The 13,593-nt window shown below is 68.4% G+C and carries 13 protein-coding genes; 5 read left to right on the top strand and 8 right to left on the bottom strand.

Annotation, left to right across the window (positions count from 1 at the left end):
- The first annotated feature begins 86 nt into the window (after positions 1-86).
- The 3 genes from ABQF13_RS10535 to ABQF13_RS10525 all read left to right on the top strand — a co-directional run bounded on the left by ABQF13_RS10535 (position 87) and on the right by ABQF13_RS10525 (position 2,482).
- The gene (locus ABQF13_RS10535; RefSeq protein WP_448392648.1) at positions 87-920 is read left to right on the top strand and encodes an arylamine N-acetyltransferase family protein; all 834 of its coding nucleotides are present in this window, start codon (positions 87-89) and stop codon (positions 918-920) included.
- 121 nt (positions 921-1,041) lie between these two features.
- Positions 1,042-1,959 carry a helix-turn-helix domain-containing protein gene (locus ABQF13_RS10530; protein ID WP_448392647.1) on the top strand — a complete coding sequence of 306 codons (918 nt, stop codon included), beginning with the start codon at positions 1,042-1,044 and terminating at the stop codon, positions 1,957-1,959.
- Between the two features lies 1 nt (position 1,960).
- Positions 1,961-2,482, top strand: a complete 522-nt coding sequence (locus tag ABQF13_RS10525; RefSeq protein ID WP_448392646.1) for a dihydrofolate reductase family protein — start codon at positions 1,961-1,963, stop codon at positions 2,480-2,482.
- Here ABQF13_RS10525 and ABQF13_RS10520 read toward each other — a convergent pair.
- From ABQF13_RS10520 to ABQF13_RS10505, 4 genes are all read right to left on the bottom strand, one after another.
- Positions 2,479-3,051 carry a TetR/AcrR family transcriptional regulator gene (locus ABQF13_RS10520; RefSeq protein WP_448392645.1) on the bottom strand — a complete coding sequence of 191 codons (573 nt, stop codon included), beginning with the start codon at positions 3,049-3,051 and terminating at the stop codon, positions 2,479-2,481. The two genes, ABQF13_RS10525 and ABQF13_RS10520, sit on opposite strands and share 4 nt — an antisense overlap.
- Positions 3,052-3,130: 79 nt before the next feature.
- Positions 3,131-3,268 (bottom strand): hypothetical protein, encoded by a 138-nt coding sequence (locus ABQF13_RS10515; RefSeq protein ID WP_448392644.1) that lies wholly within the window; start codon positions 3,266-3,268, stop codon positions 3,131-3,133.
- A 151-nt stretch (positions 3,269-3,419) separates the two neighbouring features.
- Positions 3,420-4,922 (bottom strand): aldehyde dehydrogenase, encoded by a 1,503-nt coding sequence (locus ABQF13_RS10510; protein ID WP_448392643.1) that lies wholly within the window; start codon positions 4,920-4,922, stop codon positions 3,420-3,422.
- A 14-nt stretch (positions 4,923-4,936) separates the two neighbouring features.
- Complete coding sequence (locus ABQF13_RS10505) at positions 4,937-5,746, bottom strand: class I SAM-dependent methyltransferase (protein ID WP_448392642.1); 810 nt, start codon at positions 5,744-5,746, stop codon at positions 4,937-4,939.
- Between the two features lie 35 nt (positions 5,747-5,781).
- Here ABQF13_RS10505 and ABQF13_RS10500 point away from each other — a divergent pair, with 35 nt between their 5' ends.
- Positions 5,782-6,942 carry a glycosyltransferase family 4 protein gene (locus ABQF13_RS10500; RefSeq protein WP_448392641.1) on the top strand — a complete coding sequence of 387 codons (1,161 nt, stop codon included), beginning with the start codon at positions 5,782-5,784 and terminating at the stop codon, positions 6,940-6,942.
- On the opposite strand, the gene ABQF13_RS10495 is transcribed toward ABQF13_RS10500, so the two are convergent.
- Together ABQF13_RS10495 and ABQF13_RS10490 are read right to left on the bottom strand one after the other, a co-directional pair.
- On the bottom strand, positions 6,926-8,575 hold the full coding sequence (locus ABQF13_RS10495; RefSeq protein ID WP_448392640.1) for an MmpA family trehalose lipid delivery protein: 1,650 nt from the start codon (positions 8,573-8,575) through the stop codon (positions 6,926-6,928). The two genes, ABQF13_RS10500 and ABQF13_RS10495, sit on opposite strands and share 17 nt — an antisense overlap.
- A 32-nt stretch (positions 8,576-8,607) precedes the next feature.
- Positions 8,608-9,813 carry a cell envelope lipid trafficking protein PgfA gene (locus tag ABQF13_RS10490; RefSeq protein WP_448392639.1) on the bottom strand — a complete coding sequence of 402 codons (1,206 nt, stop codon included), beginning with the start codon at positions 9,811-9,813 and terminating at the stop codon, positions 8,608-8,610.
- A gap of 206 nt (positions 9,814-10,019) precedes the next feature.
- On the opposite strand from ABQF13_RS10490, the gene ABQF13_RS10485 reads away from it, so the two are divergent.
- Complete coding sequence (locus ABQF13_RS10485; RefSeq protein ID WP_448392701.1) at positions 10,020-11,132, top strand: acyltransferase family protein; 1,113 nt, start codon at positions 10,020-10,022, stop codon at positions 11,130-11,132.
- Here ABQF13_RS10485 and ABQF13_RS10480 read toward each other — a convergent pair.
- Both ABQF13_RS10480 and ABQF13_RS10475 read right to left on the bottom strand, forming a co-directional pair.
- Positions 11,129-12,610, bottom strand: coding sequence for an AMP-binding protein (locus ABQF13_RS10480; RefSeq protein WP_448392638.1), 1,482 nt, complete (start codon positions 12,608-12,610; stop codon positions 11,129-11,131). The two genes, ABQF13_RS10485 and ABQF13_RS10480, sit on opposite strands and share 4 nt — an antisense overlap.
- A 1-nt stretch (position 12,611) precedes the next feature.
- Complete coding sequence (locus ABQF13_RS10475; RefSeq protein ID WP_448392637.1) at positions 12,612-13,589, bottom strand: phosphotriesterase family protein; 978 nt, start codon at positions 13,587-13,589, stop codon at positions 12,612-12,614.
- Between the last annotated feature and the right edge of the window lie 4 nt (positions 13,590-13,593).

Below are 13,593 nucleotides of genomic sequence, written 5' to 3'. Positions count from 1 at the left end.
TCCGAAGCGAACATACGTTCGATCATGCCAGGGGGGTATGACATGGCACTTGACCTCAACTGCGGTTGAGACCGCAGGATGTGCTCATGACGGCCGACGCGATCCCCGGGCTCGATCTGGGTGCCTACTTCTACCGGATCGGGTACACCGGCCCAACCGCGGCGACCGTCGACACGCTGCACGGGCTGGTTGCCGCGCATCTCCGGTCGATTCCGTTCGAGAACCTCGATCCGCTGATGGGGATCCCGGTGGCCGACCTCAGCGCTTCGGCCCTCAGCGACAAGATGGTGCGTCGCCGCCGCGGCGGGTACTGCTTCGAACAGAACGGCCTGATGGGCTACGTGCTCGCGCAGCTCGGTTTCGACGTCGACCGGCTCGGCGGCCGGGTGGTTTGGATGCGCGACTCCGACGAGTTGCCTGCGCAGACGCACGAGGCGCTGGCGGTGACCGTGCCAGGGGACGACGGGCGTTGGCTGGTCGACGTCGGCTTTGGCGGTCAGACGCTGCCCTCGCCGATCCGGCTCGAAGCCGGCCCGGTGCAGCAGACCCGCCTCGAGCCCTACCGGCTGCGCGAGCATGCCGACGGCTACATGCTGGACACCCAGATCCGCGACGAGTGGCGCCCGCTCTACCTGTTCGACACCCGCCCCCTGCCGCTGATCGACCGCGAAGTCGCAAGTTGGTATGTGTCAACGCATCCCGAGTCCGGCTTCGTCAAAGGCCTGACCGCCGCACTCGTCACCGACGAGGCCCGCGGCAACCTGCGCGACCGCGACCTCGCCATCCACCGCGCCGGCAACACCGAACGGATCCGCTTCGACAGTGCCGCCGACGTGCTGACCGCATTGACCGAACGCTTCGGCATCGACCTGTCGGGGCTCGGAGACGTCGAGGCCCGCGTCAGCGACCTTCTCTTTTGAGCCGAACGGGACATTTCGGCGGATTCGTGCGAGTAATTTCGACCGTTTCGTCGATCTCGGCGGGCTGGACAGCAGGAATTGTCATGTCCAACCGGCGGATGCGCGACGATACTCGTTCAACGTGAGCGAGCGATCACGCCGGGACCGGCTGCGCGAACTGCTCGACGCCGTCGTCGACGCCGACAACGCGGAGGTCGGCGATATGGCGCGCAGCAGCTACGCCTCCGAATTCCACTTCTCCCGCGAGGTTCGCCGGCTGACGGGGGAGTCGCCCGCCGCGCTGCGCCAACGCATCATGCTCGAGCGGGCCGCGTGGCGCCTGCACAACGGCGAGACCGTATCGGCCGTCGCCGCCGACGAAGGCTGGTCGTCGGCGGAGGTGTTCTCGCGCGCCTTCCGACGCACCTTCGGCGTACCGCCATCTCGGGCCCCCGAATTGCCGTTTCGGGTTCAGGCGCCCAACGGACTGCACTTCCATCCGCCCCAGTCGCTGTGGCTGGACAGCGACGATGACACCAAGGAGCCCGACATCTCGCAACTGATGGTGGCCCACGACATCGCCGATACGACGTATCTGATCAACCATGCCGCCCAACTGTCCAACGACCAATGGCGCGAACCGATCTCACCCGGGCAGGTGGTCTTGGACTGGGATGGGCCGGAGCCCAGCGTCGGCGCGGTGCTCGGCGCCATCGTGTGGACCAAGCAGGTCTGGTTGGCCACGATCGAGGGCCGCGATTTCCCGGACCGCGCCGCGATCCAACCCGAGTCTGCCACACCCGGAAGGCTAGCCGAACGTCACGACGATATCGGAAGAGGCTGGGCGGCAATGGTTTCCACGTATACCGCCGAAGGCAGGCTAAATGACACCATCATTGACGCACTGTGCGACCCGCCGGAATCCTTTCAGCTGTACGGCATTATCGCGCACGTGCTCACCTACTCCGCGCACCGACGCCAACTCGCCCGAGCGATGCTCGCGCGCCAAGGCGTGCGCACCGACCACGGCGATCCGCTCGAATGGATGAGAGGCAATTGACATGGCGACCGTGTACTACACCGCGTCCAGCCTGGACGGGTACATCGTCGACGACGCGGACAGCCTGGACTGGCTGACGTCACGCGATATCGACCAGTCCGGGCCGTTCGGCTACGACGCCTTCATCGAGTCCATCGGTGCGATCGTGATGGGATCGGCCACCTACGAGTGGATCGTGAAAAACCAACCGGGCGAATGGATGTACGAGCAGCCGTGCTGGGTGCTGACCAGCCGTCCGCACATCATCATGACGGGCCATCCCGTGCAGACGTTCGACGGCGACGTGACCGATCTGCATCCGAAGCTGGCGGCCGCCGCGGCCGGCAAGGACGTCTGGGTGGTCGGCGGCGGCGACGTCGCCGGGCAGTTCGTCGCCGCGGGCCTGATCGACGAGATGATCGTGAGCTACGCCCCGTGCTCGCTGGGCGCCGGTTCCCGTGTGCTGCCGGTCCGTTCGGAATGGGTGCTGTCGGAGTCCGCGGTCAACAAGGACTTCGTCTGCGCGCGGTGGCGCAAGGGCTAGCGATGGTCCGGAACGTCGTGGCGACGGATGAATTCCCTTGACCTGATCAAGAATTCGACCTGCTGGGCGACGTCCTGCAGCGGATCGACGCTGCGGGTGGACCGGCACAGCACCACCGCACCTTCCAGCGATGCGATGCACATGATCGCCAGCGAGGCGGCTTGGGCGTCGTCGAACCCGTCCGAGACGAACGCCCGGGTCAGCGCGTCGCGCCAGTGGGTGAAGATGCCGCCGGCAAGCGAACTCAGCGCAGGCTCGTCGTCGGCCGACCCGATCGCGGCGGCGACCACCGGGCACCCCGCGGTGAAGTCGCTTTTGACCAGCAGCTGTTCCCAGAACTCGACGAACTGCCGCACCAAATACATTCCGCCGTGCGCGACGGCATCGTCCATCACCTCGGTGATCGCCTCGCCGGCGTACTGCAGCGCCTCGGTCAGGATCTGGTTGCGGCCGCCGGGGAAGTGGTAGTAGACCGAACCCCGCGGCGCGCCGCTGCGCGCCAGTACCTCGTCGATCGTGACGCCCGCGGCGCCGCGTTCCCGCAGCACCTGAGCGGCGCTGATGAGCATGTTGGTTCTGGTGGAGCCGCGCTTGGTGGTGCGGCCCTTGGTCGGGGTGGCAGACAGCAGAGACCTCCGGAGCGAACGGTCAGGCCGTGCGCGTCGGCCGCGGCTGCGACGAAAGCCAGCCGAAGCCGCGCGACCCGAAGCGAACGATGGGCCGACGGTTGTCAGGCACGCGATAGGTGAACCGGCGTCCGGCGAAGTTGACCTCAACGATCCACATCGAGCGCCTCCCTTTGTATGACGTGAAGCATAAATTGGGTAACACCCATTGGCAATTTATGTATTCCCGATCACACTGAGACGCTGATCAGACCGGCGCGGCACCTGGCCAACGGTCAGCAGATTATGCTCTGAACCATAATCCGGGAACGTCAGTCCTCGGGGGTGTAACCGAACGGCAGCAGCACGCTCTTGTGCTCGACGTAGGCCTCGATGCCTTCCGGGCCGTTCTCACGCCCGATGCCGGAGTTCTTGTACCCGCCGAACGGCGAGCCCGGGTCGAAGGCATACATGTTCACCGCGTACGTGCCGGTGCGGATCTTCGACGCGATCTCGATCGCCTTCTTGTTGTCGGTCGTCCACACGCTGCCCGCCAGGCCGTACACCGAGTCGTTGGCGATGCGCACGGCGTCCTCTTCGGTGTCGTAGGGGATCACCGCCAGCACTGGGCCGAAAATCTCCTCCTGGGCGATCGTCATCGAGTTGTCCACGTCGGCGAACACGGTGGGTTCGACGAACCAGCCGTTGTCCAGGCCCTCCGGCCGGCCGCCGCCGGTGACGAGGCGCGCCCCCTCCTCGACGCCCTTCTTGATGTAGCCCTCAACACGCTCGCGTTGCTTCTCGCTGATCAGCGGCCCGATCGCCGCGTTCGGGTCATCGGGCAGCCCGACCGGCATCGCCGAGACGAAGTTCGCGACCTTCTCGACGACCTCGTCGTACCGCGAGCGCGGCGCCAGGATGCGGGTCTGCGCGACGCAGGCCTGACCGCTGTTCATCACACCCGAGAACCCGAGCATCGGCAGCGTCGCATCGAGGTCGGCGTCCTCGAGGATGATCGCGGCCGACTTGCCGCCCAACTCGAGCGTGCACGGTTTGAGCTTCTCGGCTGCGATCTTGGCGATCTCCTTGCCCACCGCGGAACTGCCCGTGAAGGTGAACTTGTCCAGCTCCGGGTTGGCCGTCAGCGCGCGGCCGGTCTCCGGGCCGCCCGGCACGATGGACAGCACCCCTTCGGGTAGACCGGCCTCGGCGAACATCTCCGCCATCGCGAACACCGACAGCGGGGTTTCGGCGGCCGGCTTGAGCACCATGGTGCAGCCGGCCAGCAGGGCCGGGCCCAGCTTGTTGGCGGCCAGGAAGAACGGCACGTTCCATGCGGTGACGGCGCCGACGACACCGATCGGCTCACGCACCACCATGGTCTGGCCGTAGACGCCGTCGCGGACCTCTTTCCACGCGAACTTGTCGGCCGCGCCCGCGTAGTACTGGAACGCCGACATCGCGGCGCCGTACTGCATCATGTCGACGATCGTCTGCGGCTGCCCCGTCTCGGCGGCCAGCAGGTACTTCAGCTCGTCGGCGCGCTCCTCCATGAGCTTGACCGCGGCGCCGAGCACCTTGGCCCGCTCCTGCGGGGACATGTGCGGCCACGGCCCCTCGTCGAAGGCCTTGCGGGCCGCCGCGCAGGCCGCGTTGACGTCGGCCTCGACGGCCAGCGGCACCTTGCCGACGAGCTCACCGGTGGCCGGTGAATGGACTTCGATGACCTCGTTGGACGCGGGCTGGGCCCACTTGCCGCCGATGAAGAGTTTGTCCCACTGGGTTCGATGCGCCGGCTCGCCGGCGGGTGTCTTGTGCGCGACGGTCTGAGTCATGCTCGTCACACTACCTATCCACCGGCGAAAGTAGAACCTGTTCCAGTCGGCGGCATGAGAACGAGCACCAAGTTGCTGACCAGGAATTCCCGCAGCCCCGGGACCCGCGTCAGCCACCATGCCCATCGCGGGTGGTAGCGGGGGAATGCGGCCAGCAGGGCCCCGGTGCCGTCGGCCCACTGCAGCCCGGCGGCCGCCGATACCGCGAACAGTGACGAGCCGTAGTTGTTCTTCGGCGGACGGCCGTGCTTGCGGGTGTAGCGCGCGGCCGCGCGGGCCCCGCCCAGGTAGTGCCACAGCCCGGTCTCGTGCCCGCCGAAGGGGCCCAGCCACACCGTGTAGGACAGCACCACCAACCCGCCGGGCCGGGTGACGCGCAGCATCTCCCGGCCGAGCCGCCACGGCTCACGCACATGTTCGGCGACGTTGGAGGACAGGCAGATGTCGACGCTGGCGTCGGCGAACGGCAACGCCGTACCGGAAGCCCGCACGTAGGTGGCCGGTGTCGTCGCCTCGGGCGCGGCGTGCATCGCATGGATTTCTCCGGGGTCGGGTTCGACACCGATGTAGTGCACCCCGGCGTCGGCGAACGCCGACGCGAAGTAGCCGGGTCCGCCGCCGATGTCGAGCAGCGTGCAGCCGGCCGGCGAGGCGCCGTGCACCCCGCGCCACAGGTCGGCGACCATCGCCGCGGTGTCGGAGGCCAGCGCCCCGTAGAACCGCGCGGGATCGTGCTGCTCGAACCGGAACTCACTGAGCAGCTTGATCGACCGGGTCAGCGTCGCGCGGCGGGCCAACACATCGGTGACATCGGTGACGGCCATCCGAGCGACCATATCCAGCCGCTACGCTGGCACGGATGTCTGACCGCCGCGTTCGCTCCGTGTTGCTGCTGTGCTGGCGCGACACCGGGCACCCGCAAGGCGGCGGCAGTGAGGCCTATCTGCAGCGCATCGGCGCGCAAATGGCCCAGTCGGGCGTCGCAGTGACGTTGCGGACGGCGCGCTACGCCGGTGCCCCGCGACGCGAGACCCTCGACGGCGTGCAGATCAGCCGTGGCGGGGGCCGCCACACCGTGTACATCTGGGCTGGGTTGGCGATGGTGCTGGCCCGCGTCGGGCTCGGGCCGCTGCGCAAGACCCGGCCCGACGTGGTGATCGACACCCAGAACGGCATCCCGTTCTTGGCGCGGCTGGCCTATGGGCGCCGCGTCGCGGTGCTCGTGCACCACTGCCACCGCGAGCAGTGGCCGGTGGCGGGTCCGGTGCTGGGGCGCGTCGGCTGGTTCGTCGAGTCGAAGCTGTCGCCGCGGGTCAACCGCCGCAACCAGTACGTCACCGTGTCGCTGCCCTCGGCGCGCGACCTCGTCGGCCTCGGTGTGCACCCCGACCGGATCGCGGTGGTACGCAACGGTCTTGACGAGGCGCCCCCGGACACGTTGAACGTGCCGCGCTCGGCGGCGCCGCGGGTCGCGGTGTTGTCCCGGTTGGTGCCGCACAAGCAGATCGAGGACGCCCTGGATGCGATCGCCGAACTGAGCAAGCGGATCCCGGACGTGCATATGGACATCCTCGGCGACGGCTGGTGGCGACAGCGGCTCGTCGACCACGCTGCGCTGCTGGGCATCACCGACGCGGTGACGTTTCACGGACACGTCGACGACGACACCAAACACCATGTGCTGCAGAGGTGCTGGGTGCATGTGCTGCCGTCCCGCAAAGAAGGTTGGGCGCTGGCGGTCACCGAAGCGGGCCAACACGCGGTGCCGACGATCGGCTACCGGTCCTCCGGCGGGCTGACCGACTCGATCATCGACGGCGTCACCGGAATGCTCGTCGACGACCACGACGAGCTGGTCGACGGCCTCGAACGGCTGTTGTCCGATCCTGTGCTGCGCGAGGAATTGGGCGCCAAGGCCCACACCCGCAGCGGCGAGTTCTCCTGGCGGCAGAGCGCCGAGGCTATGCACACCGTCCTCGACTCGGTGCACGCCGGCAGCTACGTCAGCGGCGTGGTGTAGCCCGGCGCAAACGCGCCACCGTCATCCCCACCAGCCCCGCCAGCAGCGCCGCGAGCCACACCACGTGCGCTGCAATCATCAGCGGGCGCGCCGACGCGCCGGGGTGGTCGGCGCCGACGCGGTAGAGGGTCAGATGATCGTCGGTGTAGGCGACGGGCAACGGCAAACGTACTGTCGCACCGCCGGATTCGACGACCACCCAGCCGACCCCGGCCTGCGCCAACTCGTCGCGGGACGCGCCGCGCAACAGCATGTCCTGCACCTGCCGGGCACGCTGACCTTCGCCGGGCACTGTCTGGCCGCCGATGTTCAGATCACCGGTGGACAGCACGTCGGCGCGCACCCAGCGCGGCAGCGGATCCAGCACCGGAGCCGCACCCGCCCATGTGAACTGGCGCATGCTGTCCACCGGCAGCACCGCGACCGGCCGCGGGTCGGCGTTGATCATCTCCGCGACCGTCGCCCAACCCGGCGGGTACTGCACCGCGACCACCTTGGCGCCCACACCCCACGCCAGGTCCGGCAGCGTGGCGATCAGCGCCGCACAGCACAACGCCGCCGTCGCCGCGGCAGGTAGCCACCGCCGCAACGTGCTGACCGCACCCGCGGCGGCGAGGGCATAGGCGGGCATCGCCAACGCCACCCATTTCTGCGCGTCGCGCAGCACGCCGAGGCCCGGGAACATCCGGATCATCGCCTCCACCAGCGCCAGCCCGGGCCCGGTCGCCATCACGGCGGGTACCAGCACCGCGACGACGGCCAGCACCACCAGCGGCACCGCGGCCGGGCGCCGGATCAGCGCAGGAAGCCCCAACGCCACGATCGCCAGCAGCACTACCGTCGCCACCGCAGCGAAAAGTATTGTGCGCGAGTCAGGTACGGCCTCTCCGTTCCAGATGCCGCCCAGCCCGGCGAGGCTGAGTAATGTACCCAGCCCCGGTTCGGCGCGCGCCGCGAACGCTGCCGCCCCGGCGGCCTGCGACGACGACAACGAACCGGCGACCGCCGCCGCCAGCAGCCACGGCAGCGCGACCAGCACCGCGACGCCACACGTCAGCGTCGCGCACAGCCAACGCGGCCGTCCCGTGCCCGGGGCGAACACACACGCCAGCGCCACCGTCGCCGCCAGCAGCAGACCCGTCGGGGTCAGACCCGCCAGCGCGATCCAGAACACCAGCGCCCACATCGGCGCCAACGACGTCGACTCCCGCAACCGCAGCATCGAAGCCGCCACCCACGGCAGGCAGCCGTAGCCCACCAACAGACTCCAGTGCCCCTGCAGAAGACGCTCAGCGACATACGGATTCCACACCGCGACCGTCACCGCGACGCACTGGCCGGCCAAACCGGAGGACAGCATCTGGGCCGCCAGCCGCGCGGCGCCCCAGCCGGCCAGCCACAGCCCGGCGGCCAACAGCACCTTGACGACCACGCCGCCGTCGATCACCGACGACGTGATCGCGACAAAGAAATCCTGCGGCAGCGCGCGGGGTGCCGCCTCGCTCAGGCCCAGCGCGGCATCCGACAGATACGAGCGCGGCGTCGACACCGCGTCGCGCAACAGCAGATAGCCCGGGGCGAACAGCGGCGCGGTCACCGCGATGGACAGCGCCAGCGCATAGCCGGCAGCCATCAGCGCCCGTGCAGGCGCCTGGAGTCGCGGGATCAGACCGGTCTGTCCGGCGGCAGATCGGACGGGCGGGGCGCGGGCAGCTTCTCGGTCTGGGCCTCAGCGCCGGGCACGGGTTCAGCGGAGGATCCGCGCGTACCGAAGAAGCGGTGGTCGGCCTCGTCGAGACCCGGGTCGATCAGCGTGGATTCGGCGCGCAGGCTGAACGACCCGGCCAGCGCGCCGCCGACCAGGAACACCAGCCCCATCGCGGTGAAGGTGATCGGCAGGATGCGGCCCCACAACGCCACCCGGTCGCGCTCGTCACGGGCGCTGGCGACCTGGGATTCGACCGTCTCCTCGTTGAACGTGACCTGGTAGTCGACGAACGTCACCTCGGGGTTGAGCGGCTCACGGGCGTAGTAGTGATAGCCGTGCTCTTCGCGTTTGACGATGGTTCCCGACACCGGGTCCACCCAGAAGGTGCGCTGGGCGGCGTAATAGCGCGACATCGTGATCGGTTCTTCCGGCTCGCCGGGGACGCCCCACATCGCGGCGGTCGCGGTGACCTCGGCGTCGGCCTCGTCGTCCAACAGCGACGCATACCGAACGGGTTCCACCAGCTTGCCGTCCGCGTCGTAGCCGACGTTCTGGCTGAACCGGTAGGTGGTCAACCCGTTGACGTCCTCTTCGCCGTCGTAGTTGGCGTCGAACGCCTTCTGCGCGATCGGATCGAAGACGGGATAGGTCTTCTTCTCGGTGTCGAACGGGAACCGGTAGGCCAGCCCCTCGTGGGGCAGCGCGATGTTGGTCGGCGGCTGCTCGTCCTCGATGGCGCGCGGCTTCTGCACGGCGCCGCCGGGGTTGCTCTCGCTGGAGACCGCCTCGGCGGTGTGCCGGTCCACCGTGACGGTGTCGACCATCGCCAGCAGCAGGCCGGTGTCCTGCTGTTTGTCGGTGCGGCGCAGCGTGGTGCCGACCTGCAGCGTGACGACGTCGGCGTTGGACGGCGCCTCCACCGTCATCTGCTGCTGCTGGACCACCGGCACGTCACGGTCGACGACGAACACCGGCTCGTTGAGCGAGGCCGGGTCGAACGCCGTTCCCGTGCCGTCGCTGACCAGTGTGGCGTCGAGGTCGAGCGGGATCTTGGCGATCTTGCCCTCGGTGTAGGTGGACAGCAACAACGCGGCGATCAACAACGCAGCGCCGAGCCCCATGATCCCGCATGCCGCGATTCGCAGCGCCACTGCGCGGTTCAAACCGTGCCTCCTTCACCTGCGGTCACCCGCAAACCCGTTCGACACTAACAGCCCGGTTTAAGGTCGTCGCTTACTACGACCGCATCGGATGGCCACCGTATGACGACCTATTTTCGACCATTTCCCGCTCGCGCGGCACACTGGTCGCCGTGACGGAATCCTCCGGGGTCGGCGGAACGCGCGGATTTCTGCCCGCGGTCGAGGGCATGCGGGCCTGCGCCGCAATGGGTGTGGTGGTCACTCACGTCGCCTTCCAGACCGCTCACACCGGCGGCATCGCTGGGCGGTTGTTCGGCCGGTTCGACCTCGCCGTCGCGGTGTTCTTCGCGCTCTCAGGCTTCCTGCTCTGGCGCGGCCATGCCGCCGCGGCGCGCGGGCTGCGACCGATCCCGCCGACCGGGCACTACCTACGGTCGCGGGTGGTGCGCATCATGCCGGGCTATCTGGTGGCCGTCGTGGTCATCCTGCTGCTGCTGCCCGACGCCAAGGCCGACCTCACGGTGTGGCTGGCCAACCTCACGTTGACCCAAATCTATGTGCCGCTGACCCTGACGGCGGGCCTCACCCAGATGTGGAGCCTTTCGGTGGAGGTGGCGTTCTACCTGGTGCTGCCGTTGCTGGCGCTGGGGGTGCGGTGGGTGCCGGTGCGCGCCCGGATACCGCTGATCGCGACGGCGGCGGTGGCCAGCCTGGCCTGGGGGCTGATCCCGTTCGACACCGCGTACGGGGTCAACGCGCTCAATTGGCCGCCGGCCTTCTTCTCGTGGTTCGCCGCGGGCATGCTGCTCGCGGAGTTGACCGTGTCACCGGTCGGGTGGGCGCACCGGTTGGCGCGGCGCCGGGTGCTGATGGCCGTCGTCGCGGTGGCGGCGTTCCTGGTGGCGGCCTCGCCGATCGCCGGTCCTGAAGGGCTCACCCCCGGCACCGTCGACCAGTTCATCGTCAAGATTGCGATGGGCGCGCTGGTGGCCGCCGCGCTGGTCGCGCCGCTGGTGTTGGACCGGCCCGACACCTCGCACCGGTTGCTGGGCAGCCCGACGATGGTCACGCTGGGCCGCTGGTCCTACGGGCTGTTCATCTGGCACCTCGCCGCGCTGGCGATGGTGTTTCCCGTCATCGGCGAGTTCGCGTTCAACGGGCACATGCCGATCGTGCTGGTGCTGACGCTGGTGTTCGGCTGGGCGATCGCCGCGGTCAGCTACGGGCTTATCGAGTCGCCGTGCCGAGAAGCGCTGCGACGCTGGGAGTTCCGCCGCAAGCGGCCGGTGCCGCCGCTGGATTCCTCGGTCGACAGCGTTCCGGAACCCGTGGCGCGCTAGCCCGCCGTCGCGGACCGCCGCGAGATGATCTCGTCGCGGACGGCCGAGCGGCGCGCCTTACCCGCGTCGTCGCGCAGCGGGGTGTCGGTGAACTCCACGCTGCGCGGCACCTTGTAGCGCTCGATGCGTTCGGTCAGGAACGCGACGACGGCCGCCTCGTCGAGATCACCGTCGGCATGCACGATCGCGTGCGGCACCTGGCCGAGATCGCCTGTGTCGTCGGGAATCCCGACCACCAGACAGGACAACACCTGCGGGTGAGCGGCCAGCGCTGACTCGATCTCGGCGGGATAGACGTTGCGGCCACCGACGGTAAACATGTCGACGCGGCGGTCGTTGAGGTAGAGGAAGCCGTCCGCGTCGAAGTAGCCGAGGTCGCCCAGCGAGTCCCAGCCGTCGCGGCTTTTCGCGGTTGCGCCGACGTAGCGGTAGGTGGGCGCGCTGCCAGGTGCCGGCCGCATGTAGACCTCGCCGACGACGCCCGGCGGGCACTCGTTGCCGTCGTCGTCGAGCACCTTCATCTCGCCGGCGACGACGATCCCGACCGAACCCGGGTGCGCCAACCACTGCTCACCGGAGATGAACGTCAACGCCTGCAGTTCGGTGCCCCCGTAGAGCTCCCAGATCACCTCGGGCCCAAGCAGATCAATCCACGCCTGCTTGACGGCCGGCGGGCACGGCGCACCCACATGCCAGAACCGTCGTATCGACGACAGGTCGTAGGCGTCGGGGTTGGCCCGGTACACCGGCAACAGGCGCTGCATGATCGTGGGCACCGTGGCCAGATACGTCACCCGGTACTCGGTGACCAGGCGGAGGAACTCGGGTGGATCGAACCGTGGCATCAGCACGTTGTGATGGCCCTGCACGAGGCCGATGGCGAACGTGGTGAATCCGGTGTTGTGGCTCAACGGCACCGAGAACAGGTTGACGTCGTCGTCCTGCGTGCCCATCGCATAGCCCACCAGGGCCGGAAAGCGGCTGTCACCGCCGGACTCGATCAACTTCGGGCGCCCGGTGCTGCCGCCGGAGGCCATCGCCTTCAACACCGGCGACACCGCCTCGGGCAGCGGCGCGTCCGACAGGTGCGGATCCGGCTCGAAATTCGCTGGTACGCTGGGGATTTCGCCGGACGGATCGATGCGGCCCACGATCAGCGCCCGCGGCCGCAGCGCGAGCAGCCCGGCCAGCTCCGCGTCGGGCAGGTGCGGGGACAGCGGCTGCGGAATCGCACCCAGCTTCCACGTCGCCACCACCGCCTGCGCCCACTCGATCGAGTTAGGCAGCACGATCGTCACGTAATCACCATGGCGCACACCGAGTTCGGCGTAAGCGCGGGCTAGCCGGTTGGTCCACTCGTCAAACTCGCGGCGGGTCAGGGTGCGCCCTTCGCAGGTAACGACCGGTGCGTTAGGCGCCCGCTGAGCGAGCAGCCTCACCTGGGTGCTGATGGGTGGGGTCTCGGGCGTCTCAGTCATCTCAGTAACCGCCCGTCGTATCGAAGATCTTGCGCGGATTGTCGACGAGCATCGTGGTGAGCTGCTCCTCGGTGACGCCGCGCTGCTTCAACGCGGGGATGACGTCGTGGTGGATGTGCAGGTAGTGCCAGTTCGGCAGCACCGCGGGCACAACCTGTTCGGGCAGCCAGTCGATGAAGCAGGACGCGTCGTGGGAGAGCACCATCTTGTCGGCGTGGCCGCGTGCGCACATCTGGGCGACGGTGTTCACCCGCTCCTCGAACGGCAGGAAGACGTCCACGCCGAACCGGTCCATGCCGATGTAGGACCCGTTGGCGATCAGTTCTTCCAGGTAGCCGAGGTCGGTGGTGTCGCCGCAGTGGCCGATGACGACGCGCGACAGGTCCACACCCTCGTCGGAGAAGATGCGTTGCTGTTCGAGGCCGCGGCGCGTCGCTGCGTGGGTGTGCGTGGAGATCGGCACGCCGGTCTGCCGATGCGCCTGCGCCACCGCCCGCAGCACCCGTTCCACACCCGGAGTCAGACCGGGTTCGTCGGTGGCGCATTTGAGGATCGCGGCCTTCACGGAGGTGTCGGCGATGCCGATTTCGATGTCGCGGACGAACATCTCGACCATCGGCTCGACGTCGCCGAGCATGCCGCCGGGCGCGGTGAAGTGGAAATACATCGGGACGTCGTTGTAGGTGTACACGCCCGTCGCCACCACGATGTTGATCTCGGTGGCCGCGGCGACGCGCGCGATGCGCGGAATATAGCGGCCCATCCCGATCACGGTCAGGTCCACGATGCTGTCGACGCCGACGGCCTTCAGCTCGTTGAGCCGGGCGATCGCATCGGCTTCCCGGTTGGCTTCGTCGCCCCACACCTCGGGGTAGTTGGCGGTGATGTCGGGGGACAGGATGAACACGTGCTCGTGCATGAGGGTGACGCCGAGATCGGTGGTGTCGACGGGACCCCGGACGGTGTTGAGCGTTGCCACCCCG

It is taken from the genome of Mycolicibacterium sp. XJ879, assembly GCF_053483935.1.
The sequence above is the reverse complement of the archived record's forward strand: the minus strand, read 5'-3'. Positions and strand labels throughout refer to the sequence as shown.